Below are 24,313 nucleotides of genomic sequence, written 5' to 3'. Positions count from 1 at the left end.
CCTGCCGCCGTCGAGCCCTGACACGGTTCCCCCCTCTCCCCTTACGGCGTCCCGCAGGGCAGAATGGTGGCCAGCCGGGGTAACCGGTGCTTGAACCGGTGAAGGGGACATCACATGAGCACGGCTGTTGGATTTCGGGGTACCGCGCGCGGCCTGGCAGCGGTGCGGAGGATGCCCCTGACGCTGGCCGTGGTGGTCCTCCTATGGGTCCTGGGTGCCGCAACAGGCGGCCTCCTCAACGGCCCCAGCGAAGCATTGCTGGATCAGGTCGGCATTGGCCTGGCGGTTGAGCCCGGGCCGTGGTGGTCTGTCGTCACGTCCGCATTCTTCGCTTCTTCCCTGCTCGACTATGTGGCCTGCACCGTGGCCATCCTGGTGGGCGTCGGCATCGCTGAGCGGGTCATGGGACCATGGCTGGCCCTGACCGCTTTCGTTGCGGGCACGGCCCTTAGCGCGCTGGTTCTGGTGGCGCTGGTGACCTTCGGAACGGACAACAGCGACCAGTGGCTCAGCTTCCTGGGTGGCGAATACGTGGTAGGCGCCTATGGCGGCGCTGCGGCGGCCTTGGGATGTGCGACGGCGGCGCTTGAGGCACTGTGGCGTCGTCGCTTGAGGACGTGGTTGCTGGCCGCAACGCTGATGTTTGCCCTGTTCGTAGGGGTTGCCCAAACGTTGCAGGCACTTGCCGGGGCCGTGATCGGCATCGTGGCTGGGTGGGCCATCCAGTCGCTGGCGCTCCGGCGCCGGGCCGGATCACTGCACTCCTCAAGCCTTCGCGAGACACGATTCCTGGTGGGCACCGTGGTTGGTGTCTTCGCTGTCGGGCCTTTGCTCACGCAATTGACCGGAACGTGGGAGATCGGCCCCCTTTCCGTAGTCTCCGAAGTCATGCTCCAGGCCAGTCCCGACGCCGATGAAGTCAAGGAAGCGTGCAACAACGACACCAACTGTGTCAGCTTGCAGGGCATCGTCGGTGTGCAGAGCTTCGGCGCGGCCATCCTGACGCTGATTCCCGTCCTCCTGCTGCTGGTCTGCGCCGAAGGGCTGCGACGTGGCCGCCGCCTCGCCTATCGCCTGACGCTGGTCATCCAGGTCTACCTGGCAGCGGTGACGGTCTTGTCCATCCTTCAGTACGTCACTGATCCCGACGTGACATTGGGCGAGGATGACTTCGCGTACCTGCTGCTGTATGCAGTCCCCGCCGTGCTCGCCCCGGTCATCATCGTGGCGCTGCTGCTGGTCAACCGGCACAAGTTCCGCGTGGAATCGAGTGACGCCGGCTACCGCGCCCTTGGCAGGACTTCCCTCCTCCTGGCCGTCGCCGCAGTGGTCCTCTATGTGGCGTTCTGGTTCATTGAAGGCAACCCGGGCCGCTCCACGCTGGGGGACCTCGCCGGCCAACTGACCCACATCCTGGTGCCCTTCCCCGTTCCCTTCGTTGTAGCCCTCCCCCAGGGCCTGGTGAGCACCGTCCTCTACGGCCTGGGCGGGGACGTCATCTGGCTCTGCATCCTGGTGCTGGTCCTGAAGAACTTCCGTCGGTTCAGGATGCTCGCCACGGACCCGGCAGCAGACCTTGGCCACGCCCGCGAGCTGCTGCACCAGGGTGGGGGCACCCTGTCCTGGATGGCCCTGTGGGACAACAACCAATACTGGTTTACGCCAGACAGGAAGGCCGGAGTTGCGTACCAGGTCCACAACGGTGTGGCACTGACGGTTGCAGGGCCCTTCGGCGCGGAGGAGCACCATGCCGACGCGGCCACTGGCTTCGTGAAGCATTGCAACGGCCTGGGACTCATTCCCTGCTTCTATTCGGCCACCGCAGAGCTCGATGCACCCCTCCTCTCCCAAGGCTTCAGGAAGCTGGAAGTGGCGGAGGAGACGCTTCTCAACGTCCAGGCCATGACCTTCAAAGGCAAAGAATGGCAAAACGTCCGCACGGCCCTGAACCGTGCAGACAAGCTGTCCATCAAAGACCAGTGGTACTCCTACCCGGAGATGCCGCCGGGAATCAGGGCGCAGTTGGCAGAGATTTCCGAGGAATGGGTGGCTGACAAAGCGCTCCCCGAGATGGGCTTTACCCTTGGCGGCCTGAACGAATTGAAGGACCCCGAAGTCCTGTGCTGTGTGGCCGTGGACGACGACGGTTTGGTTCACGGCGTCACGAGTTGGCTGCCCGTCTTCGGCAACGGCGTCATCTCCGGATGGACCCTGGACTTCATGCGCCGCCGCACCACAGGGTTCAAGGGAGTCATGGAATTCCTCATCGCCTCGGCCGTGACCCACTTCAAGGAACAGGTCCCCCGGATTTCGTTGTCCGGTTCCCCTCTGGCCAACGCCGGGTCCGACGCTGCCGAGGGAGACCACAGCGCACTGGACCGCGTCCTGGCTCTTCTGGGAAACGCCCTGGAACCCATGTACGGTTTCAAGTCGCTGGCCGCCTTCAAGTCCCGGTTCCAGCCGGAGCACCGGACTTTGTACATGTTCTACCAGGACCCGTTGGCTCTGCCGTCCATCGGCATTGCCGTGGGCTCTGCCTACCTGCCGGGACTCTCCCCGGCGCAGAGCGCGGGGCTATTGCGGCAAATGGTAGCCAAGGAGCCTGCCGCATGACGCAGGAGCGGACTTCCCAGCCATGAACGATTTCCTGAAGCTTGAGATCAGCGGTCCTGTGGTCATGACGATTGCCGGAGTGATCGGGATCGGGTTCTTCCTGCTGCTGTTCCTCAGGCCATCAGCCCGCTGGGCCGTCACCGCGCTCACGGCCGTCGCGGCTGCAGCCCTGCTGGGCTGGCTGACCGTGTGGATCGTGGAGGACGTGATGGACGTCTTCCACGTGGGCCTCACGCCCCGCGTGTGGTTCTGGGCGATCACCTGCTTCGCCGCCGTGGGGCTGGCCACAGTCAGCTTCCGCCATAGCCGGCCGTGGCGGAAGGTAGTGGCAGCAGTATCCATCCCTGTGTTCCTCCTGGTTGCTGCACTCGGCATCAACACTGAGTTCGGACTCAATAAGACGTTGGGCTCGGCGTTGGGGATCTCCACAGAGGGAGCCATCCAGTTGAACAAGCCAAACCCGGACACATCCATTCCGGCCGGTCCGCTCTGGCAAAACTGGAAACCCCCGGCCACCATGCCCGCCAAGGGCGAGGTTGGCACCCAGGTGATCCCAGCCACGGCCTCTGGTTTCAACGCCAGGCCAGCCGGCATTTACCTGCCCCCTGCGGCCCTGACCGACAATCCGCCAAAGCTGCCCCTGTACGTCCTGATGATGGGCCAACCAGGCCTTCCCGACCCGCAATATGTCTCGGCCGCCCTGGACGAATTCGCGGCAAAGAACAACGGACTGGCCCCCATCGCCATAGTCGCGGACCAGATCGGCCCGGACCAGGACGACACCCTCTGCCTGGACACTGCCAAGTACGGCAACGTGGAGAAGTACATCAATGAGGACGTGGTGAACTGGGCCAAGGCCAATTTGAACATCCTCCCGGACCGGGAGCATTGGACTATCGCCGGATACTCCAACGGAGGCCAGTGCGCCATCTCCTTTGCGGTCAAATACCCCGCGATGTGGGGCAATGTGGTGGACATCTCAGGTGAAGAATTCCCCGGAGCCGAGGATCCGGCAGGCAACCTTGCTGCGATCTTCGGTGGCAACCAAGAGGACTACGACGCCCAGAAACCCATCAACATCATGAAGGGGAAGCAGTTCCCGGACACTACGGCCATCTTCACCGTGGGCTCCGACGACGTGGCGTATGTGGCAGCCGCGAAAACGGTCTCCGCGGCGGCTCGGGCGGCAGGAATGAAGGTGACCTATTACGAGGTTCCCAACGGCGGACACGTGGGCATAGCGCTCAACGCCGGCCTGACCAAGGGTTTCGAGGTGCTCTACCCGGCGCTTGGCCTGTCCCGGTAGCTCATCCCCTTTTGCGCGCCACGCACCGGAGATAAAGTTGAGATGTGCCACATTGGCAAGAGCTGCAGCCGCTTCCGGCGCCGTGGCAGCGTCGGGATGAACGCATCCTGCCGCTGTGGTGGGACCGGCTGTGCTCAGTGACCAGCCCACAGTCGGCTGCCCTCTACGCCGCCGGACTGTTCACGGACGACCGGCGCCGGCCCATTGCCCAGTGGTACAACCCCGAAACGGACGCCGCGCTGCTGGTTGCGCCGGAAACCTCGCCTGAATGGCCGGTTCAGCGATTTGGCATCTTCTATGCCCCACCCGGGGGCGGCTTCACCCGCGTCTACTCAGCCCCGCACGAGTGGCACCCGCGGGAACCCAGGACCCCACCCACGGAACAGGACTCGTTCCTGGCGGCCGTGGCCGAGGCCGCGCGGTTCCTTCAAGTGGAGATGGATTTCGTGTGAAAAAGACGGACCCCGCACCGGCGGGAAGCCGGTACGGGGTCCTTGTGCTCCTCCGACTGGACTTGAACCAGTAACCCTTCGATTAACAGTCGAATGCTCTGCCAATTGAGCTACGGAGGAATGAAGCGGTTATGACTTTAGCAAAGGTTCTGCCGGAATGCGAAATCGGCTGCCCATACCCCCTGGGGGTATAAAAAATACCCCCGATCCGGAAGCCCGGAACGGGGGTATTGCGCGCTCCTCCGACTGGACTTGAACCAGTAACCCTTCGATTAACAGTCGAATGCTCTGCCAATTGAGCTACGGAGGAATGAAGCGGTTACTAGCTTAACAAAGGCCTGCCGGAAAACGAAATCGGCGCTTTCAGCCGTCCGAACGCAGCGCCCTGCGCTCCATTTCGAGCTGCATCAGCTCACGGTTCAGCCGCTGGAATTCCTCCGGATTGGCCCCTGCGTCCAGACGCTGCAACTGCCCCATCTTGTCCGCTTTGATACGGGTGATCTGCAGTTCGAAGAGGCGGGCCAGGATGTCGCGGCAGTACCTCTGCATGGCTTCGGGTGTACTGGCCGGCAAGGGAGTCACTGCGAGCTCCGACACCAGCGACCGCAGGGGTTCCGGTACTTCCTGGCGAATCTGTTCCACCCACGCCACGGGATCAGCCGCATGGGCGAGCCCGGTGGCGCGAATGGCAGCGTGGACGGCCGAATAGGCAGGGGTGGCAAAGTGGGACGCTTCGAAGCGCTCCCATGCCACCCCACCCAGTACGGCAGGATCCTGAATGACCACCTCCAGCGCCTGACGCTCCATACCCGCCACGGGGTCGCGGGGGTCGGGACGGTGGAAAACCAGGCTGTTCGACGGCGGTGCTGCCGCCGTCGTGGGTTGTTCACCGGCGCCGGACGTACCACTTCCGGGTGCGGCACGTTTGGCGGCTGCCCCAACGAATCGGCTGACTTCCTCAATGGGCATGCCCAGCCACCCGGCAAGTTCGCGGGTGTAGCCGGGCCTGGCAGCGGAGTCCCTGATCTGGGCCACCACGGGGGCGGCTTCCCGCAGGGCCGCCACACGGCCTTCCACGGTGTCCAGGTTGTGCCTCCGGAGGGAGGCCTTGATAGCGAATTCAAAGAGCGGCTTCCGGCTGCCAATCAGGTCACGCACAGCAGAGTCGCCCTTGAGTTGGCGAAGATCACAGGGATCGGCGCCGCTGGGTTCTACCGCGACGTACGTTTGGGCCTGGAACCGCTGGTCTTCCTCGAAAGCCCTTAAAGCTGCCTTCTGGCCGGCGGCGTCCCCATCGAAGGTGAAGATGACCTCTCCCCCGCTGCCGTCGTCGGAAAGCAAACGCCGCGCAACCTTGATGTGCTCGGTACCGAACGCCGTACCGCAGGTGGCTACCGCCGTCGTGACTCCTGCGAGGTGGCAGGCCATCACGTCGGTGTACCCCTCCACCACCACCAGTTGGCGCTCCTTGGCGATGTTCCGCTTGGCGATGTCGATGCCGTAAAGGACCTGGGATTTCTTGTAAAGCGTGGTCTCAGGGGTATTCAGGTATTTGGGGCCCTGATCGTCCTCGTAGAGCTTGCGGGCGCCGAAGCCGATGGTGTCGCCGGCGATATCGCGGATGGGCCAGATGAGTCTTCCCCGGAAGCGGTCGTAGATGCCCCGGTTCCCCTCGGAAAACATCCCTGTGAGTTTCAACTCAGCGTCAGTGAACCCACGGCCGCGAAGGTGCTTCAGGAGCGCGTCCCAACCCTGCGGGGCATAGCCCACACCGAAATGCTCAGCGGCCGCGCGGTCAAAGCCGCGGCCGTCCAGGAAGTTGCGCCCTTCCGCTGCCCCGGGGGTCAACAGCTGGGCACGGAAGAACTCATCAGCGATCTTGTGGGCATCCAGCAGGCGCTGGCGCTTGCCAACTTCCTCGCGGCTGGGGCCAGTGCCGCCGTCCTCGTAGCGCAGTTCGTAGCCGATCCTTGCGGCCAGCTTTTCGACGGCCTCATGGAAGGAGCTGTGGTCCATTTTCTGGACGAAGGAGATGGCATCGCCGTCCTCGCCGCAGCCGAAGCAGTGATACCTGCCCACTTGCGGGCGGACAGTGAAGGAGGGCGAGCGTTCGTCGTGGAAGGGGCACAGGCCCTTGAAACTGCCCAGCCCGGCGCCCTTGAGCGTGACGTAGCCGTCAACGACTTCCTTGATATCCGTGCGCTGGCGTACTTCGTCGATATCTTCACGTTTGATCAGGCCAGCCACGTGACCATCCTAGTCGCTCCGGCCAAATGGACCGGCCCTGCCGGGCGGCCTACCAAAGGGACGGCAGGCTCCCTACGAGGCGCTCGTACATGGCCAGCGCGGAGACATCCGTCAGCGATGCCACTTGGTCGATCACCACGCGCAGCCGCGCACCGTCATCGACGGCGTCACGCCAGTCCGCCGCAAACATCGGCTCCAGGTGGCGGTCCCCCGTGGCGTTCAGAACACCCACGAGCGCGTGGAGTACTTCGCGCTGGCGTTCGTACACCGGCTGGCGGTGGTCCGTGGAGATGACGAACGTGGTGGCCAGGCCCTTGAGCACTGCGATTTCGGTGACCGTCTCCTCGGGGACCATGAGCTCGGCGTCGTAGCGGGTCAGATGGGCGGGCCCGAAGTGATCCCGGGTGGTTTCCATGGCGCTCTGGCAGAACCGGCCGATCAATTGGCTGGTCATGTCCTTCAGCGCGGCCATCGACTTACGGCTGCCATCAGCCTCACGGACCCAGACTGTGGTTGCCTCAAGCCGGGCCAGGGCGGCATCGATTTCGGCGGGGTCGTTATGCGGCAGGTACCACTGCTTGGTATAGCCCACAACCCGTGCCCGGTGGTCCGGGTTCTCCATCCATTTCAGCTGGAAGTGGCCCGCGACGATCGCGTCCTCGACATCGTGAACCGAGTATGAAATGTCGTCGGCGAGATCCATGACTTGGGCCTCGATGCAGGAGCGGTTTCCGGGGGCGCCTTCACGCAGCCACTCGAACACGGGAAGGTCGTCTTCGTAGGCGCCGAACTTGCTGGTGCGGTGGCCATGGATGACGGGGGCGTCGACGGCGGACCACGGGTATTTGGACGCAGCGTCCAGGCTGGCGCGGGTCAGGTTGAGCCCGGCCGGCCGGCCGTCCCCGGAGAGAACCTTTGGTTCGAGCCGGGTCAGCAAGCGCAGCGTCTGCGCGTTTCCCTCGAAACCGCCGATGGTGTGGGCTACCTCGTTCAGGGCGGACTCGCCATTGTGCCCGAAGGGCGGGTGGCCGAGGTCGTGGCTCAAGCACGCGGTGTCCACTACGTCCGGATCACAGCCCAGGGAACGGCCAAGCTCACGGCCTACCTGGGCTACTTCCAAGCTATGGGTGAGCCGGGTGCGGACAAAGTCGTCTGTGTCGGGCGCAACTACCTGCGTCTTTGCACCCAGCCTGCGCAAGGCCGACGAATGCAGGACCCTGGCCCTGTCCCGTTCAAAGTCCGAGCGGTACGTGGTCTTGCGGGACTCTTCGACCCACCGCGCCGAATCCGCCTCGGCGTATCCGGGGATGGCCAACACATAATCGTGACTGGTTCCGTTGTGGCCAAGCACTGCTTCGGTTCCCAAGGGTATCTGCCTCCTTCAAGCGCCGGGATGTGGAGCTTCTTGAGCCAGTCTTACACGTGTGAGGCTAGCCGCCCGAAACGTCCAGCTCCGCCGCCGAGATATCCGCGCTCTGTTCAGCGTTCAGCTGACGGCTGACCAGCCAATCCTTGGGCAGGGCAGGCTTCTTGGGCGAGCCGGCACGGCCGCGCGGACCTTCGGAATCGTTGCCCGGGTAGGGAAGGTCCATGTCCAGCTCGTCGAGAAGTTCGCGCAGCACCTCAAGGGTGGGGACCTGGGCCAGTTTGGCGCGGAGCTCACCGCCCACAACGTAACCCTTGAAATACCAGGCCATGTGCTTGCGGATCTCGCGGAGGGCCTTGTATTCGTCGTTGCCGAAGGTTTCCACCATGAGCTCGGCATGCCGGTAAACGCCCTCGGCCACTTCACGAAGTCCGGGGCGGTGGCGCTGGTCGCTGCCTTCAAAGGCGGCCTGCAGGTCACCGAACAGCCACGGACGGCCCTGGCAGCCGCGGCCCACCACAACGCCGTCCACGCCGGTTTCCCGGACCATGCGGACTGCGTCTTCGGCGGACCAGATATCGCCGTTGCCCAGCACAGGGATATCGGGGAGCGCCTCGCGGAGACGGGCGATGGCGGACCAGTCGGCCTGGCCGGAATAGAACTGGGCTGCCGTGCGTCCGTGGAGGGCCACAGCTGCCACGCCGGAGTCACGGGCGATGCGTCCTGCGTCGAGGTACGTCAGGTGGTCCTCGTCGATGCCTTTGCGCATCTTGATGGTCAGCGGAATGCCGCCCTTGGACGCTTCCTTGACCGCGGTCTGAACGATGGACGTAAAGAGGTCGATCTTCCACGGCAGCGCCGAACCGCCTCCGCGACGGGTGACCTTGGGTACCGGGCAGCCGAAGTTGAGGTCGATGTGATCAGCGCGGTCCTCTTCGACGAGCATGCGCACGGCGGCGCCCACCGTCACAGGATCAACGCCATAAAGCTGCACGGAACGGACTTTTTCGTCCTCATCGTGGGAAATGATGCGCAAGGATTCCGGCGTTCGCTCCACCAAGGCACGCGACGTCACCATCTCGGCCACATACAGGCCGCCACCGTACTCACGGCAGAGCCTTCGGAAGGCCGAGTTGGTGATGCCCGCCATCGGGGCAAGGATTACCGGGGTGTCCACGGTAATACCACCGAGCTTCAATGGCGGGAGCTCAAGCTTTGGTGCAGGGGGCGTTGCTACTACAGTCACCCATCCATTGTTGCAAATGCGGGCAAATCGGCGGACAGCTTGTCGATACCCAGGCTTGTTTACGCAGCCCGACGGAGTCCGGCGGGCCAAACGAACAAGAGCAGAGGCGGGCGTCAGGTGGCGTCGTCGGTACTGGGACCCCGCCGCTCCGCTTCGCGCTGGGCGCGACGGCTCCCCGGCCGCGCCGGCTTGCCGGGAGCGTCAAGCCGGGTACCGGCGTCGTGGTTGTCTTGCGAACCGGAACCCACGACGGCGGCGGCTGCTGCCAGCGCGCCGGTGTCGTTGAGCTCATCCGCGCTGACGGACGGGGCTGCCCCTGTGGCAAGGCGCTTCATTCCCGTCGCCTTGACCACCAGGACGGCAATCAGCGTGGTGACGGGGATTGCGAGTACAAGGCCGATGGAGCCCACCAAAGTGCGGATGACTTCCTCGGACAATTCGGCGCTGGTGAGCGCTTCATCGAGCGGGCGGTCATAGAGCATCACGATGATGAGGATCGGAAGGGCCGCACCGGCATAGGCGAACGCGATGGTGTAAACGGTGGAGGCAATGTGGTCCCGGCCGATCCTCATGGCGGAGGAAAACAGTTTGCGCGCGCTGGTGTTGGGCGCCAGCTCGTACAGCTCCCACACAGCAGAGGACTGGGTAATGGTGACGTCGTTGAGGACGCCGAGGCCGGAAATAATCAGGCCGCAAAGGATGATCCCGGAGATCGAGATCTGGGGTGACATGTTCACCAGGGTGGAGGCGTCGTGGTTTCCCACGCCGGCCAGATTTGCCGCATCTGTGGCCCAGGCCGCCAGAAGCGCCGTGATGCTGAGGCCAAAAATAGTGCCCAGCAAGGCCGTGGACGTTCTGGCCGAGAACCCGTGCGCGAAGTAGAGAACCCCGATCATGATCACGGTGGACCCCACCAACGCCAGCAACAAAGGCGGCTTCCCCTCCACCAAACCGGGCAGGATGAAGCTGACCAGGACAAAGTAGGCGCCCACCAAGCCCAGGAGCGCCCGGAAGCCCCGCCAGCGGGCAACCGCGATCACCACTGCTGCGTACAGGACAGCCAGGAGGGCGATGGGGATGCTTCGGACGAAGTCGACGAAAACGTAGGCCGGAGCGCCGCTTCCGGCGTTTGCGCCTTGGACCGCGGACAGGTTGAGGTACCGGATGGAGTCCCCCACGTCCACGCCGTGGGACATGGCAACGTCAGGGTTGATGACTACCTTGACCACGTCCCCGCCCTTGTCCGGCTCGGTAAAGGCGAAGGTGCACTGGGAGCCGCCGGACTGGTTGTTTTGGCCGGTGTCAGTTTGGCCGGTGTCTGTTTGGCCAGTGCCCGGCTGGCCGGTGTCAGTTTGGCCCGTTTGTGTGCAGCTTTCCACCACCACACTCTGAATGCGGCCGGTATCAAAGGTCACCCCTGGGGCAGCCTGGTAGGGACTCGAGAACGTGATTCCCTCCCGGCTGCCCGAAGGCCACATGACCATCATGGCCACCAGGGTCAGGACGCCCAGCGGAACAAGTATGGCCGCCAGAATCCAGTTGGCCCGCTTCCGCGAGGCAAGAGCCTGCGGGGTTGGCTCGGAACTTTCAGAATGACCGTGGGAGTGACCGTGGCCCATCAGCAGCAAAACCTCATGCCTTAACCCTACGCGGGCACCGGACACCCCACGACTCAGGACGCCCACATTCCCTGACGCCACCAAGACCGGCTTTGGACGCGCGGATTCAGATGTCACCGCCCGCCGCGTTGGCCCAAGCGAATACGGGCGTCCCACGGCGAAGCTTTAACGCGGGATCCCACGCTGTCCCATGGTTACGGACAGCGTGGGATCCTGACGTGCGGGAACAGCGGTCAGTCGCTCACAATCAACGTATCCGCACCGCGAACGTGGGCCTTGCCGGATTCCAGCAGTGGCTCGAGGACCTTACGCAGGGCAGTCATCGACTCGTCAACTTCGAGCAGCACCGGGTGCTGGTAGGCGATGAGCGCCAACAGGTCCCGTACGGCAGCCGCAGCGTCTTCGGCGGACAATTGGGGATCGTGCCCCAGGAAGACATCCGACGGCTCATCGGAGTTACCCTGTGCGTAGCTGATGGCGAACGCCTGGATTTTGCCCTTGCGGCTCGCCGGAACACCCTCGCCGAAAGCGCTTGCTTTGGGTGCACGCAGGACGATAGCGCCATGCGCACCGGTCAGGTCATGCAGGAACAAGCGTTGCACCGTGGCGATGCTGAGCTCCCCCGGGCTGTCCCAGTGGTGGACATGCGAGTAGTACTTACCCACCACTTCGCTCAGCTCAACAGAACCTGTTGCCAGGTCCTCCACACGCTCTGACGCGGCTTCCTCGGAACCGTCCCCGAAACGGGGCAACCTCAGCGGCTCAGGCTCCACGACGACCAACTGGGAACGCTGGATGGGAGCAAGACCTGCGGCCTCGGCAAATGCCGCACCCGCGGTGTCCGGTTCCACTTTGCTGCGGAGCTTGGAAACGCCCGACGGCGAGTCCCCGGCTTCGCGGCGAAGCATGGTCAGCAGGGTGGCGCCTACGCCGCTGCGGCGGTGGTCCTTGGCGACCTCGATGTACGCCCAGAGGCGTTCCGGGTGCAGCGAAGCCTCATGAACCACGCCTGCTGCAACGGGAATCCGCCCGCCGTCCACGACGTCCTCGGCCACGATGCAACGGCGCCATGGTTGATTGCTGGACGGCGCCAGGGCGGCACGGAACTGCTCCGCGGGAAGGGTCTCCGGGCCACCCCAGATTTCGAGGAGGGTGAGGTCATCGCCTTCCTTCCACTCGCGGTATTCCAATGCCACGATCAGGCGCCGATCAGGCGTGCTGCCAAGTAGCCCTCAACCTTGTCCAGGGAAACGCGTTCCTGGCTCATGGTGTCGCGCTCACGAATGGTCACGGCCTGGTCTTCGAGGGTGTCGAAGTCCACGGTGATGCAGAACGGGGTACCGATCTCGTCCTGGCGGCGGTAGCGGCGGCCGATGGCGCCGGCGTCGTCGAAGTCGATGTTCCAGTTCTTACGCAGCTGGGCGCCCAATGCCTTGGCCTTCGGGGACAGGTCCTCGTTGCGGCTGAGCGGCAGGACGGCTGCCTTGACCGGGGCCAGGCGCGGATCCAGCTTGAGCACCGTACGGACGTCGACGCCGCCCTTTGCGTTGGGTGCCTCATCTTCGGTGTAGGCGTCGATCAAGAAGGCCATGAAGGAGCGGGTCAAGCCGGCGGCGGGCTCGATCACGTACGGGGTGTAGCGCTCATTGGTGGCTTGGTTGAAGTAGCTCAGGTCCGTGCCGGAAGCCTTGGCGTGCGTGGAGAGGTCGAAGTCCGTGCGGTTGGCGATGCCCTCCAGCTCGCCCCACTCGGAGCCCTGGAAACCGAAGCGGTACTCGATGTCCGTGGTGCCCTTGGAGTAGTGGCTCAGCTTCTCCAGCGGGTGCTCGAAGAAGCGCAGGTTGTCCTCACGGATGCCCAGGCCGGTGTACCAGGACATGCGTTCCTTCATCCAGTACTGGTGCCACTCTTCATCCGTGCCGGGCTCGACGAAGAATTCCATCTCCATCTGTTCAAATTCACGGGTACGGAAGATGAAGTTGCCCGGTGTGATCTCGTTACGGAAGGACTTGCCGATCTGGCCAATGCCGAACGGCGGCTTCTTCCGGGACGTGGTGAGGACGTTGTTAAAGTTCACGAAGATGCCCTGGGCGGTTTCCGGGCGGAGGTAGTGCATGCCTTCCTCGCTGGCCACGGGGCCCAGGAAGGTCTTCAGGAGGCCCGAGAATTCCTGGGGTTCAGTCCACTGGCCGCGGGTGCCGCAGTTGGCGCAGACAATGTCTGCGAGGCCGTTTTCTGCCGGGCGGCCCTTCTTTTCCTCGTACTCTTCCTCGAGGTGGTCAGCGCGGTAGCGCTTGTGGCAGGAGAGGCATTCCACCAGGGGGTCGGAGAAGACCTCCACGTGGCCGGATGCTTCCCATACCTGGCGGGGAAGGATGACAGAGGAGTCCAGGCCTACAACGTCTTCGCGGCCGCGGACCATGCTCTGCCACCATTGGCGCTTGATGTTTTCCTTCAGTTCCGCACCGAGGGGACCGTAGTCCCACGCAGAACGGGAGCCACCATAGATTTCACCGGCCTGAAAGACAAAGCCCCTCCGCTTGGAGAGGGAAATGACCTGGTCAAGGACGGATTTTGCTGCCATGGGTAACTCCATTTGTTCTACAGGGCCGCTGGGTGCGGTCCGCGGTGGGCCCCGGAAATCCGGACGAGGTTGTCCGGCGGGGTGCTGGGGAAAGTTTGTTGCAAGTACCCGAAGATACCTGAAAGTCGTGCGCCTTCTACCCTACCGGCCTTTGGCCGTACCTCTCCGTGCAAAGGCTCCCTTGGGCCACGGCAAGGTAGCCACGATGATCGCGGCAAGCGTCAGTACCGTACCCAGCACCGTGGGCAAGGCGACCACCGCACCGGGACTGGGGATCACGACGTCGAGCACCAACGATCCCACCAACTGACCGGCGATCATGCCCAGACCGGTGATCAGCACGCCAAGGCTCCTGACCAGCAAAGCCGCCAGGCCGATGAACAGGCAGCCCATGGGACCGCCAAGGTAGTACCACCATTCACCGGGAAGCGCGTTTCCCGGCCCTGCCACCGCCAGCTTGATGATCCATGCGATCCACAGAATGACCGACCCCGCAATGAAGTTGACCAAGGTGGCTGCGATGGGCGTCCCGTAGTGGACAGTGGCTGTACCGTTCATGGCCTGCTGGAAGCTCATGAAAAATCCGGCTGCCAACGGCAGCAGGATGGGCAGCACGAGCGAAGCGACATCAGCGTCGCCGCCGAACCTTGGCGACACAGCCCAGGCGACGGCGGCCACGGTGAGGACACTGCCGAGGACCCGGACTCCCGTGATGGCACGCTTGCCGCCCGGGCCGATACCCATACGGTCAACCAGCAGTCCGCTCAGCGTCTGCCCCGTTACGGCCGCGACAGTGAACAGCGCGACACCCAGCAGGGCAACGGTGAACGACTGGGCAAACACGAACAATGCACCGATGGCACCGGCCATGACATAAAAGCGGGGAAAGCTGCGGTTCCGGACGGCGGGGATGATGCGTTGGAGGCCGGCCCTGCCTTTGGGCGTTGCGAAGGAAATTGCACTGATGAGCAGGAGGCCTGTGGTGAAGCTCACCACCGCGGCGGCAATACCGTCGTCGAGCCGGGCCCCGAGTGCTCCGTTGATCCTTCCTTGGAGCGGAATGACCAAGCCTGTTGCGACGGCAATGGGGAGGCCAACGGCGAGGGGAAGGACGGGACGGGGAGAAGGCTGTGGCACCGTCACCACACTACTTCAGGCATCATTGCTGTATGAGCAATCCGGAAATCGAAGAGATCCCCATCCGCGACGACATGATCCGCCTTGGCCAACTGCTGAAGCTTGCCAACCTCGTGGAAGACGGCGTCGAAGCCACGGAGCTCATCAAGAACGGCTTGGTCAAAGTCAACGACGAGATCGATGACCGCCGCGGCCGCCAACTCCACGTGGGCGATACCGTCACCGTCAACGGCCAGACAGTGCGGATCGCCGCCGCCTGACGCACTGGGATTTTGTACAGATAACGCCCTCCAGAACGGCTCTTGGGGGCGTTATCTGTACAAAAACTCAATCGGTGAGGACTTTGTGGGTCAGGAATTCACCCACGTGTCCGATCTCCTGCTGGTTGATGCCGTGCCACATCCCGGTGTAGAGCACCTTGGTGAGGTCTACATGCTTGCGCACCCAGCCCATGGTGTATTCGATCTTGTCCTGGGTGATGACCGGATCCTGCTGGTCCCGGCCCCAGAACATGGGCATCGAGCCGTCCAGTTCGTCATCCCTGAAGGCGGCGTCAGCGCCGGCGTCGATCACAAAACCTGAAAGTCCCACGACGGCGGCAAAGTCCGCGGGACGGTACCGGAGCATGGTGGTGGCCATCGCCATGCCCATGGAGAAGCCAAGCAACGTCACGGAAGAGTGGTTCGCCTTGACCGTATCCAGCCACTCCAACGCGTATTCCGCGGCGAGCTTCACGGCATCCAGCGAATAATCGATGGAAGCCGTGAGCGGGAACCATGTGAAGCCCGGACCCATGGGCATCGGCGCCCGGAGTGCCGCCACCACGAAGCCCTCAGGCAGCAGCCCGGCCAGGCTGAAGAGATCGTCTTCGTTGGAGCCGTAGCCGTGCAGCAGGACCAGGAGTGGCTTGCCGGCACGCTCGGCTTCGTCGTGGGACCACAGGACAACGGGCGCGGGGAATGCGGGGGCTTCAGTCATGGTTCCATTCTTACAGTTACCCGCAAGTAACAACCTACGGTGGCGTAGGTTCGCGGTCCCGGGGCAGGATATGAACGTGAGTGAGAACAATCCATTGTTAAATCCAGGCGGACCTGGCCAAAAACACCCTTGGGGCCGTTATGTGGCCTTGGGCGATTCGTTCACGGAGGGCATCGGCGACCCCGAACCCATGAACCCCGGAGGTTACCGCGGGTGGGCGGACCGCGTTGCCGAGGAGCTTGGCCGGGGACACGAGGATTTCGCCTACGCCAACCTCGCCATCAGGGGCCGCCTGCTGCAGCAGATCATTGACGAACAAGTGGGCCCATGCCTTGAGTTGCAGCCGGACCTGGTATCCATCTCTGCCGGCGGCAACGATCTCATCCGGCCTGGCGGCGACCCCGACCTGCTGGCAGAGAAACTCGATGTCGCAGTAGGCGAACTGGGCTCCACCGGAGCCACTGTGGTGCTTTTCAACGGCCCGGACACGGCCGCCTCGGTCCTGGGGCGCATTCGCGGCAAGGTGGCTATCTACAACGAGAACCTCCGTACGGTAGCGGCACGCCACGACGCCGTGGTTGCCGACATGTGGTCGCTGCGGCAGTTGGCTGATCCGCAAATGTGGGATGTCGACCGCCTGCACTTCTCCCCGTTGGGCCACCACACCATCGCAACCATGGTCCTGGAGGCGCTGAACGTAGAACATACGCTGGAGCCCTTGATGCCCAAACCATTACCCCCGCGTACATGGCGCGAGGCCCGATCGTCCGACCTCGTCTGGGCGCGCGAGTACTTCGTCCCGTGGGTCATCCGCCGCCTAAGGCACCAATCCTCAGGTGACGGCATCACCGCCAAGCGTCCGACGCCGGGACCTGTCTTCGGCCCCAGCGGCACTTTGCTGCCGCGCCGCTAGGGTGACGGTGACGGCAAGGTGTTTCGAGGACCGCAGTGACGGCTGACGGGTCCAGCCTTGGGGACAATGTCCGGCGGCTGCGCCTGCGAAGGCAACAGCTGCGATCTCCCGTCGCCGGGAATGCCGCAGACGTGGTCCGCAACCTCCTGGCCGTGCAATCCCAGGAGTTTCCCTATGCCCGGTGGACGCTTGCGCAAAGGGCCACAGCCACGACTTCCTCCGATGTGGAGCAGGCTGTAGGCGACGGAACAATCCTGCGGACGCACATCCTCCGGCCCACCTGGCATTTTGTGCACCGGGACGACCTCCGCTGGCTGATGGGGCTTTCCGCGGACCGCCTGCATCAGGGCAACAAGGGCATGTACCGCCAGACCGGGGTGGACCAGGAAACAGCCGCGCTCAGTGGCCGGATGCTCGCCAACGCCGTGGCCGACGGCGCCCACAAGACCCGCGAAGAGCTGGCCGGGGTACTGGGACTAGCAGGCCTGCCCAGTAAGGGGCTGGGGTTTATCTACCACCTCATGCACGCGGAAATCAGCCGGATCCTGGTGAGTGGCTCCCCCGTCCGCTCGGCCGGCGGGGCGTTGAAGCAGACGTATGCACTGTTCGATGAGCGCGTTCCGGGCCACACGGCCGGGCCGCTTACCGGCGAGGACCGCGAACAGTCGTTGGGTCAGTTGGCACTCCGGTACTTCAGCAGCCGCGGACCCGCCACGGTGAAGGATTGCGCGGCGTGGTCAGGTCTCACCATGAAGGACGTGAAACTCGGGATCCACGTGGCTGGTGAACTGTCCCCGGGGGCCCTGGAATCAGTTCACTTTGACGACCTCGAATTTCATCTGGCCTCGGAGGAAGTGGAGGCTCTCTCGAGCGGTGGCGATCCTTCGCTTGCCGAGGACTCCGGGCTTACCCGCATCGACCTCATCCAGTGCTACGACGAGTACGTCATGGGCTATTCCCAGAGCCGGCATTACCTCGGCGGAACAGCGCCGTTCTTCCCCGAGGACAACGGGCCCATGCATGTAGTTCTCCTGAACGGGAGATTGGCCGGATGGTGGCGTCACGGATTCTCCGGCGGGGCTTGTGAGTTGGATGTCCGCATGAACCGGCCGGCAACGGCAGAGCAGCAAGCCGCGCTTGAAGCCGAGGTGGAGCGCTACGGCCGGTTCCTGGGGATGGCGACCAAGCTGGTGTGACGTCGCCGAGTCGATTTCAGCAGCAGGGCTAAGCTGGGAGAAGACCTAGGAGGCCTGCACCGTGAACAATCTGATCTTCTGGATCATCGTCTGCTCGTGGCTGATTCCGCTCGGGATCCGCATGTATAACCGCTCCCGGGCGCGCCGGATCCAGCATGGCGACTTCCGCGGCCCCGGCTACCCGCAGCAGAATCTGCCCGGCCCCGGCTACCCGCAGCAAGAATACCCGCAGCAGAATTACCCTGGGCAGCCGCATCCCGGCCCCGGCTACCCGCCCCGGAATTACCCTGCACAGGGCTACCCTGCACAGAACTACCCTGCACAGAACGGTCCCGGGTACCCATCCGAGCCAGTCGTCATCCGCCCCGCAGACGCTGCACCGCAGTCGGTACCGCCGTCGGGCCCTTCATCCCCGGAACAGTTCCCCACCGCCGGCAGCTCCGAGCCGCAAGGTTACCGGGCGAGGAAGCTGGCCGAGCTGGATGCGAAATTCAGCAACGGTGAGATCGCCATGGAGGACTACATGAAGCAGCGCGGCGACATCATGAACGGTTGAGGGCTAAGCGAAGAAGGCCTCGCGAAGCTGTGCCGAAAGCTGTCCGATTTCCGTCAGGAAGCCGTCGTGGCCGATCGGCGCCTCAATGACATGGACGGGCACGTCGCCCGGAAGGGCTGCTGCCAATTCCCGCGACTGGGCCGGGAAGTAAAGCCTGTCGCTGTCCACGGCCGCCACGAAAAATTCCGCGGTGGTGCGGGACAGTGAGTCCGGGAGCGATCCACGGCCCCGAGTGACGTCGTGGGACATCAAGGCCTCGGTGATGGCAATGTAGCTGTTGGCATCGAAGCGTCGGACCAGCTTGGTGCCTTGGTGGTCAAGGTAGCTTTCCACTTGGTAGCGGCCGCGCTCCCCCAACACTGCAGCGGCGAGCGGGGTCTCCTGATGCTGGGCTGCCCTGCCGAAACGGAAGTCCAACTCCAGCGCCGAACGGTAGGTGATGTGGGCGATCCGCCTGGCCAATGCCAGGCCGTGCTCGGGTGCCGGGCCGCCGTAATAGTCACCGTTATTGAAATTCGGATCCTGCCGGATGGCCAGGGTCTGGGCTTGGGCGAAAGCAATCTGCTCTGCCGTGCTGTAGGCCCCCACCGAAATAACGGCGCAACGTTTAACGCGTTCAGGGAACGTCACGGCCCACTCAAGCGCCCTGGCTCCTCCCATGGAACCACCCAGCACCGCATGCCAGGCCTTAATACCCAGGGCGTCGGCCAGCCGCGCTTCGGCCTCCGTGCTGTCCCGCAGGGTGACCAGCGGAAACCGCGAGCCCCACGGCCTGCCGTCCGGTGCTTCAGAGGACGGGCCGGTGCTTCCGTAACAGCCGCCCACGATGTTGATGGAGACCACGAAGAACCGGTCAGTGTCGATGGTTGCACCTGGTCCCACGAGTTGCTCCCACCACCCCTCTTCGTCCGTGGCTCCACGGGCTACATGAGTGCTGCCGGTGAGGGCATGCTGAATAAGCACCGCGTTGGAAGCGTCCGCATTCAACTGGCCCCAGGTTTCATAACCCAGCACAACATTCGGCAGGAATCCGCCGGCCTCAAGTTCCAGCGGCCCAATGCCGGCGTACTTGACCGTTCCGTCTTGTTCTTCCGATGTGGAAATGGCTGTAGCAGTAATGGTCATTCCTTTGACACCTAACCTCGCGCTTGCCCGTCGCCTTGCGTGCGAACAGGCCAGGTCTTCACCCGGGGCACCCCACCGCGGAGGAGGGTTGCCGGCCAGCAAGCCGGGGCTGTGTGCTGGCACTCATGACCTAATACGAAGAGTCTAGGAAAAACAGGGCGCTTCTGGCGAAGAATGTGACAACAGTGTGACGATTTGGGGCGTTTTCGTTCAGGAAGCAGCACTACGGAATGCCACCCGGCGAATAATCGTCGGCCCGGGTGGCATTCCGGAAACAGTGCCAGGCGCGGTTGAGCCGCGGCTTTCAGGACTGGGTTCAGGCTCCCTTGGCGGCCCGGAATCCGGCTTCGAGGTCGGCGATGATGTCATCCACGTGCTCAATCCCCACGGACAAGCGCACCAAGCCGGGGTTCACGCCAGCCACCAACTGCTGTTCAACCGTCAGCTGGCTGTGCGTAGTGGACGCCGGGTGGATAACCAGAGAGCGGACATCACCAATGTTGGCCACGTGTGAATGAAGCTCCAATCCGTCCACAAAGCGCTTGCCCGCATCGACGCCACCCTTGATGTTGAAGGCAACAATGGCGCCAGTGCCCTTGGGGCCATACTTCCGGCCGCGGTCGTACCACGGGCTGGAGGGCAGGCCCGCATAGGCGACCGATTCGACGTCGTCGTGGCTTTCAAGCCATTCAGCAACCTTGGCGGCGTTGGCCACGTGGCGTTCCACCCGCAGGCTCAGCGTCTCCAGCCCCTGGGCGATCAGGAAGGCGTTGAACGGGGACACCGCGGAGCCGAGGTCGCGAAGCAGTTGGACGCGGGCCTTGAGGATGTAGGAGAGGTTGGCACCCAGCGCACCGTCCTTGCCCAGGTCCCGGGCATAAACCAGCCCGTTGTAGCTCGGATCCGGGGTGTTGAAGCCCGGGAATCGTTCCGGGTCCTTGCCGAAGTCGAAGTTGCCGGAGTCCACGATCACGCCGGCGATGGCAGAACCGTGACCGCCGAGGTACTTGGTAGCGGAGTGCACCACGATATCGGCGCCCCACTCGATGGGACGGATGAGGTACGGCGTGGACAGGGTGTTGTCCACGATGAGGGGCACGCCGGCCTCGTGGGCGGTGCGGGCGACACCCTCGATGTCCAGCACGTCCTGGCGTGGGTTGGAAACCACCTCGCCGAAGAACAACTTGGTGTTCGGCTGGACAGCATCACGCCACTGGTCCAGATTGTCCGGGTCCTCCACGAACGTCACCGAAATCCCGAACTTCTTCAGCGTGTGCGCCAGCAGGTTGTACGTACCGCCATAGAGGCTGGGGCTGGCCACAATGTGGTCGCCGGCCTCGGCAATGTTGAGGATGGCGAAGGTTTCCGCAGCCTGCCCCGAGCTGAGCAGGAGTGCCCCCAAACCGCCTTCGAGGCTCGCAACGCGCTGCTCGACGGCGTCCTGGGTCGGGTTTCCGATTCGGGTGTAGATCGGTGCGAGTTCGGCCAGCGCGAAGCGGTTGGCTGCGCTCTCGGCGCTGGGGAACACGAAGGACGTGGTCTGGTAAATCGGCAGCGACCGTGCTCCCGTGGCGGAGTCAGGCTCCTGGCCAGCGTGGATCTGGCGGGTTTCGAAAGACCATCCTTGGGACATGGAGTTCTCCTGTTCGTGGCGCATGGGTTCTGGGGGAAACGCAGTAGGTGTGAGCTGGGGCCAGTCTAGGAAGTGTTCCGGGGCTAAGGCAGCTTTGTGACGCCGGCAGAATCCATCGGACGTCGAAAGTCCCTTCATGACGTAAACCCACGCCCGCCCAACACATCCCACCTTGGTTAGGCTTGACTTAGCTGAGACCCCGATCACAAAGTGCCAAGATGAAGCCATGCGCATGGATCACGTCTCTTACGCCTGTGAACGAGATGGCCTCTTGGCCACTACCGAACGAATTTCCGCGGCATTGGGAGTGGACGCTGTCCGGGGCGGAGTGCACCCGCGCTTCGGCACCCGGAACATGATCATTCCCCTCGCGGATAACAAATACCTGGAGGTTGTGGAGGTCCTGGACCACCCGGCTTCCGACAAGGCACCTTTTGGCCAGGCCGTCCGTGCACGTTCGGCCGCCGGTGGCGGTTGGATGGGCTGGTGCGTGGCCGTTGACGACCTCGCCCCCTTCGAAGACCGCCTCGGCCGCTCCGCTGTTCCGGGCAACCGCAAGTTTCCTGACGGCCGCGAATTGGTGTGGCAGCAGATCGGTATCCTGGGCTTGATCGCCGATCCCCAGGTCCCGTACTTGCTCAAGTGGGAGGGCGACCCCTCACTGCACCCGTCCAGGATCTACGAGAGCGACGTCAAGATGTCCAGCCTCACCATTGCGGGCTCGGCGGAACGCGTCACCGAATGGCTGGGCGAACCGGTGGAAAAGCCACTTGAGGACGTCGCTGTCCAGTGGATGGCTCCGCACGGTACGCCGGGCATCATGTCAGTAACCTTCGAAACGGCCTCCGGGGCCGTGACCATCTGACCGTCCCATCCATCGGGAGCAGTCCCGTACCGGTCAACCATGCCCGGGAAAGCTTCGGCCGCCATCCGCGGGTGCCAATGACGTCACCCACGGATGGCGGCCGGATACGTTTAACGGGGTTCTGACCCAACTGACCGGCTCAGCCGAGGCCCATCGCCTTTCCGAACAGGCTGAATCCAACGAACGCCACGATGTCCAACAACGCGTGGGCGATAACCAAAGGCATCACCCTCTTGGTTTTGGTGTAGATCCAGGCGAACACCAGCCCCATGACCACATTGCCAATGAATGGTCCGAAGCCTTGGTACAGGTGGTAGCTGCCGCGCAGGACGGCACTGACCACGATGGCTACCGGCATGCTCCATCCAAACTTGCCGAAGCGGTCCATGAGGTACCCCACCACGATCACCTCTTCGACGATCGCGTGGCGCATGGCCGAGAGGATCAACACCGGCACTGTCCACCAGTAGGCGTCCAGTCCGCTGGGGACAATCGCAGTGGTGATTCCGAGGGCACGACCGGCCGCGTACAGGCCGAGCGAGGGAATGCCTATCGCGGCAGCCAGTCCCACGCCTTGGAGAAGGTCCTTGCCGGGCCGGGCAAAGTTAAAGCCGAGCCGGGCGAACGCCGAGCCTCCCCCGCCGTCGCGACCACCGGGAGCGTTGGTGGACAGGAAATAGAACACGAGGGCCACCGGCACCAGGGCGAAGACGATGTCCAACAACTGGTAGGTGAGGTCAAAGTATTCGCGGGTGCTTTGGGACCTGTTCAGGGTTGACGTTGCATCGGCCAGGGGTGCCCGCGTCATCTTGTCCAGCAGTTGCACCACGGAGTAAACGGCCGACTGGCCCAGGGACAGGCCCAGCACAATAAGCACTTCGGCGCGCAGCCGGCGACGGGAAGCAAGGAACATGTACCTATCTTGCCCGCAGTTCCTGCCTCTTTGCCGGGAACCGCCACCCTATGCTTGGTGGGATGGGTGCCCCAGAGAGAATCTTCATGATCCGGCACGGCCAGTCAGCCGCTAATGCCGACACGTCCATCTACAACCGCGTGCCGGACTATCGGATCCCGCTGACCGAACTGGGAGTGGAGCAAGCCCGGATCGCGGGCGAAGACCTTCGCAGGAAACTGGACGGCGAGCAAGTCTGCGTCTATGTGTCGCCGTATCTTCGCGCCTACCAGACACTTGAGGCGATGAACCTGGGCCCGCTGATCGAACGTGTCATCGAGGAACCGCGGCTGCGGGAGCAGGACTGGGCGAACTTCCAAATTGCGGGGGAAATCGAAGATCAGAAAGAACTTCGCAATCTCTACGGACACTTCTTCTACAGGTTCCGTGAGGGCGAGTCCGGCTCGGATGTGTATGACCGCGTGTCTTCGTTCATGGAGACGCTGTACCGCCACTGGCAAAAGCCCACCTACGCGCCGAACACGCTCCTGGTGACGCACGGCCTGACCATGCGCCTGTTCTGCATGCGCTGGTTCCACTGGACAGTGGAATACTTCGAATCGCTCAATAACCCGGATAACGCCGAGCTGCGGACACTGATCAAGAACGACGGCGACCAGTACAGTCTGGACTTGCCGTTCAGCCAGTGGGTGCCCAGGGATGTGGACGACTCGGTGCTGCACGCGCCAAGGATGCGGTTCTAGAAAGCAAACCCGGCTGGCAGACCCTAGCTGGCAGGAGCGACGATGACGTCGGTGCCCTTGGCTTCGAAGGCGGCTTTGTCCTCGGCGCTGATGCCGGAATCGGTGATGAGGTGCCTGAAGTCGTAGCCTGCCATGGCAGCAAAGGACCGGCGGCCCACCTTGGAAGAGTCCGCCACAACGTAGGATTCAGTGGCCCGGCGTGCCATCACGGTGTTGACCATGGCTTCGCCTTCGTCGGTGATGGTGGGGCCGAGGTCCGGGTCCACGCCATTGACGCCAATGAACGCGATGTCCAAGGCAACTTTCTGCATGATGACATCGGTGTAGGGGCCCACGAGTTCGTAGGAGCGCGGGTTCAGGATGCCGCCGGTGACCATGATCTTGATGTTGGGACGCACTGCCAGCTGCGAGGCAATGTTGATGGCATTGGTCACCACGGTCAGGGTGGGCGTGTGGGAAGGAGCGTTGAGGTCCTCACGGGTGGAAAGGAGCTGTGCCAGCGCTGTGTTGGTGGTTCCACCGCTGAGCCCAATCACAGCACCGGGCCGGATCAACGCAGACGCTGCCAGGGCGATTTCCTGTTTGGCCACAGCGTGATCGTCACGGTTGTACCGGCCCGGAAGGTCGTAGGCCACTGATCCAGTGGTGGCGCCACCCCGGGTGCGGCTGAGCAAGCGCTGCTTGGCGAGGCTATCGAGGTCCCGTCGGGCCGTGGCTGGTGACACGCCAAGACGCGTCACGATGTCCTCGACTTCCACATGGCCGGACTCGGCCAGGAGATCGAGGATGGCGGTCAGCCGATCGGTGCGGGTCATGACGAG

At 63.5% G+C, this 24,313-nt stretch carries 21 protein-coding genes, 2 tRNA genes and 1 riboswitch; of the genes, 9 read left to right on the top strand and 14 right to left on the bottom strand.

Annotated features, from left to right (window positions below):
- Nucleotides 1-114: 114 nt before the first annotated feature.
- The 3 genes from N7568_RS17065 to N7568_RS17055 are packed head-to-tail and all read left to right on the top strand — an operon-like array spanning nucleotide 115 to nucleotide 4,371.
- A complete protein-coding gene (locus tag N7568_RS17065; protein ID WP_261610977.1) occupies nucleotides 115-2,613 on the top strand; it encodes a bifunctional lysylphosphatidylglycerol flippase/synthetase MprF in 2,499 nt (832 codons plus the stop codon).
- Between the two features lie 22 nt (nucleotides 2,614-2,635).
- Complete coding sequence (locus N7568_RS17060) at nucleotides 2,636-3,919, top strand: alpha/beta hydrolase (protein ID WP_261610976.1); 1,284 nt, start codon at nucleotides 2,636-2,638, stop codon at nucleotides 3,917-3,919.
- 44 nt (nucleotides 3,920-3,963) lie between these two features.
- Nucleotides 3,964-4,371 (top strand): hypothetical protein, encoded by a 408-nt coding sequence (locus tag N7568_RS17055; protein ID WP_011774207.1) that lies wholly within the window; start codon nucleotides 3,964-3,966, stop codon nucleotides 4,369-4,371.
- 47 nt (nucleotides 4,372-4,418) lie between these two features.
- Here N7568_RS17055 and N7568_RS17050 read toward each other — a convergent pair.
- The 9 genes from N7568_RS17050 to N7568_RS17010 all read right to left on the bottom strand — a co-directional run bounded on the left by N7568_RS17050 (nucleotide 4,419) and on the right by N7568_RS17010 (nucleotide 14,579).
- Nucleotides 4,419-4,491, bottom strand: a tRNA-Asn gene (locus tag N7568_RS17050).
- 117 nt (nucleotides 4,492-4,608) lie between these two features.
- A tRNA-Asn gene (locus N7568_RS17045) sits at nucleotides 4,609-4,681 on the bottom strand.
- Between the two features lie 53 nt (nucleotides 4,682-4,734).
- Nucleotides 4,735-6,618 carry a DNA primase gene (gene dnaG, locus N7568_RS17040; RefSeq protein ID WP_261610975.1) on the bottom strand — a complete coding sequence of 628 codons (1,884 nt, stop codon included), beginning with the start codon at nucleotides 6,616-6,618 and terminating at the stop codon, nucleotides 4,735-4,737.
- Between the two features lie 49 nt (nucleotides 6,619-6,667).
- Nucleotides 6,668-7,984 (bottom strand): deoxyguanosinetriphosphate triphosphohydrolase, encoded by a 1,317-nt coding sequence (locus tag N7568_RS17035; protein WP_261610974.1) that lies wholly within the window; start codon nucleotides 7,982-7,984, stop codon nucleotides 6,668-6,670.
- 64 nt (nucleotides 7,985-8,048) lie between these two features.
- Entirely contained in the window at nucleotides 8,049-9,230 is a 1,182-nt protein-coding gene (gene dusB / locus N7568_RS17030; RefSeq protein WP_261610973.1) for a tRNA dihydrouridine synthase DusB, read from the bottom strand.
- 113 nt (nucleotides 9,231-9,343) lie between these two features.
- Nucleotides 9,344-10,849 carry a YibE/F family protein gene (locus N7568_RS17025; RefSeq protein WP_261611115.1) on the bottom strand — a complete coding sequence of 502 codons (1,506 nt, stop codon included), beginning with the start codon at nucleotides 10,847-10,849 and terminating at the stop codon, nucleotides 9,344-9,346.
- 233 nt (nucleotides 10,850-11,082) lie between these two features.
- A complete protein-coding gene (locus N7568_RS17020; RefSeq protein WP_261610972.1) occupies nucleotides 11,083-12,045 on the bottom strand; it encodes a GNAT family N-acetyltransferase in 963 nt (320 codons plus the stop codon).
- Nucleotides 12,046-12,047: 2 nt separating this feature from the next.
- Nucleotides 12,048-13,433, bottom strand: a complete 1,386-nt coding sequence (locus N7568_RS17015) for a glycine--tRNA ligase (RefSeq protein WP_261610971.1) — start codon at nucleotides 13,431-13,433, stop codon at nucleotides 12,048-12,050.
- Nucleotides 13,434-13,574: 141 nt separating this feature from the next.
- Nucleotides 13,575-14,579, bottom strand: a complete 1,005-nt coding sequence (locus N7568_RS17010; protein ID WP_261610970.1) for a DMT family transporter — start codon at nucleotides 14,577-14,579, stop codon at nucleotides 13,575-13,577.
- 23 nt (nucleotides 14,580-14,602) lie between these two features.
- Between N7568_RS17010 and N7568_RS17005 the strand changes: the two genes are divergently transcribed.
- The gene (locus tag N7568_RS17005) at nucleotides 14,603-14,830 is read left to right on the top strand and encodes an RNA-binding S4 domain-containing protein (protein ID WP_261610969.1); all 228 of its coding nucleotides are present in this window, start codon (nucleotides 14,603-14,605) and stop codon (nucleotides 14,828-14,830) included.
- A 67-nt stretch (nucleotides 14,831-14,897) separates the two neighbouring features.
- Here the strand turns inward: N7568_RS17005 and N7568_RS17000 are convergent, their stop codons facing one another.
- Nucleotides 14,898-15,548, bottom strand: a complete 651-nt coding sequence (locus tag N7568_RS17000; protein ID WP_261610968.1) for an alpha/beta hydrolase — start codon at nucleotides 15,546-15,548, stop codon at nucleotides 14,898-14,900.
- Nucleotides 15,549-15,618: 70 nt separating this feature from the next.
- Here N7568_RS17000 and N7568_RS16995 point away from each other — a divergent pair, with 70 nt between their 5' ends.
- The 3 genes from N7568_RS16995 (at nucleotide 15,619) to N7568_RS16985 (ending at nucleotide 18,213) form a co-directional block, all read left to right on the top strand.
- On the top strand, nucleotides 15,619-16,461 hold the full coding sequence (locus N7568_RS16995; protein ID WP_261610967.1) for an SGNH/GDSL hydrolase family protein: 843 nt from the start codon (nucleotides 15,619-15,621) through the stop codon (nucleotides 16,459-16,461).
- A 35-nt stretch (nucleotides 16,462-16,496) separates the two neighbouring features.
- Nucleotides 16,497-17,657 (top strand): winged helix DNA-binding domain-containing protein, encoded by a 1,161-nt coding sequence (locus N7568_RS16990; protein ID WP_261610966.1) that lies wholly within the window; start codon nucleotides 16,497-16,499, stop codon nucleotides 17,655-17,657.
- Between the two features lie 61 nt (nucleotides 17,658-17,718).
- A complete protein-coding gene (locus N7568_RS16985) occupies nucleotides 17,719-18,213 on the top strand; it encodes a hypothetical protein (RefSeq protein ID WP_261610965.1) in 495 nt (164 codons plus the stop codon).
- Nucleotides 18,214-18,216: 3 nt separating this feature from the next.
- On the opposite strand, the gene metX is transcribed toward N7568_RS16985, so the two are convergent.
- Nucleotides 18,217-19,338 carry a homoserine O-acetyltransferase MetX gene (gene metX / locus N7568_RS16980; protein ID WP_261610964.1) on the bottom strand — a complete coding sequence of 374 codons (1,122 nt, stop codon included), beginning with the start codon at nucleotides 19,336-19,338 and terminating at the stop codon, nucleotides 18,217-18,219.
- Between the two features lie 14 nt (nucleotides 19,339-19,352).
- Nucleotides 19,353-19,469, bottom strand: a riboswitch (SAM riboswitch).
- Nucleotides 19,470-19,654: 185 nt separating this feature from the next.
- Nucleotides 19,655-20,995 (bottom strand): bifunctional o-acetylhomoserine/o-acetylserine sulfhydrylase, encoded by a 1,341-nt coding sequence (locus N7568_RS16975; protein ID WP_261610963.1) that lies wholly within the window; start codon nucleotides 20,993-20,995, stop codon nucleotides 19,655-19,657.
- A gap of 202 nt (nucleotides 20,996-21,197) precedes the next feature.
- Between N7568_RS16975 and N7568_RS16970 the strand changes: the two genes are divergently transcribed.
- The gene (locus tag N7568_RS16970; RefSeq protein WP_089594306.1) at nucleotides 21,198-21,836 is read left to right on the top strand and encodes a VOC family protein; all 639 of its coding nucleotides are present in this window, start codon (nucleotides 21,198-21,200) and stop codon (nucleotides 21,834-21,836) included.
- Between the two features lie 139 nt (nucleotides 21,837-21,975).
- Here the strand turns inward: N7568_RS16970 and N7568_RS16965 are convergent, their stop codons facing one another.
- Nucleotides 21,976-22,749: a CPBP family intramembrane glutamic endopeptidase gene (locus tag N7568_RS16965; protein ID WP_261610962.1), complete on the bottom strand. Its 774-nt coding sequence runs from the start codon at nucleotides 22,747-22,749 to the stop codon at nucleotides 21,976-21,978.
- A 62-nt stretch (nucleotides 22,750-22,811) separates the two neighbouring features.
- Here N7568_RS16965 and N7568_RS16960 point away from each other — a divergent pair, with 62 nt between their 5' ends.
- The gene (locus N7568_RS16960) at nucleotides 22,812-23,492 is read left to right on the top strand and encodes a histidine phosphatase family protein (RefSeq protein ID WP_261610961.1); all 681 of its coding nucleotides are present in this window, start codon (nucleotides 22,812-22,814) and stop codon (nucleotides 23,490-23,492) included.
- Between the two features lie 23 nt (nucleotides 23,493-23,515).
- Here the strand turns inward: N7568_RS16960 and N7568_RS16955 are convergent, their stop codons facing one another.
- The gene (locus N7568_RS16955; RefSeq protein ID WP_261610960.1) at nucleotides 23,516-24,307 is read right to left on the bottom strand and encodes a DeoR/GlpR family DNA-binding transcription regulator; all 792 of its coding nucleotides are present in this window, start codon (nucleotides 24,305-24,307) and stop codon (nucleotides 23,516-23,518) included.
- Between the last annotated feature and the right edge of the window lie 6 nt (nucleotides 24,308-24,313).

This window comes from Paenarthrobacter aurescens (assembly GCF_025421775.1).
Lineage (GTDB): Bacteria > Actinomycetota > Actinomycetes > Actinomycetales > Micrococcaceae > Arthrobacter > Arthrobacter aurescens_B.
Note: the sequence above shows the minus strand (reverse complement) of the source record. Positions and strands in the feature narration are given on the sequence as shown.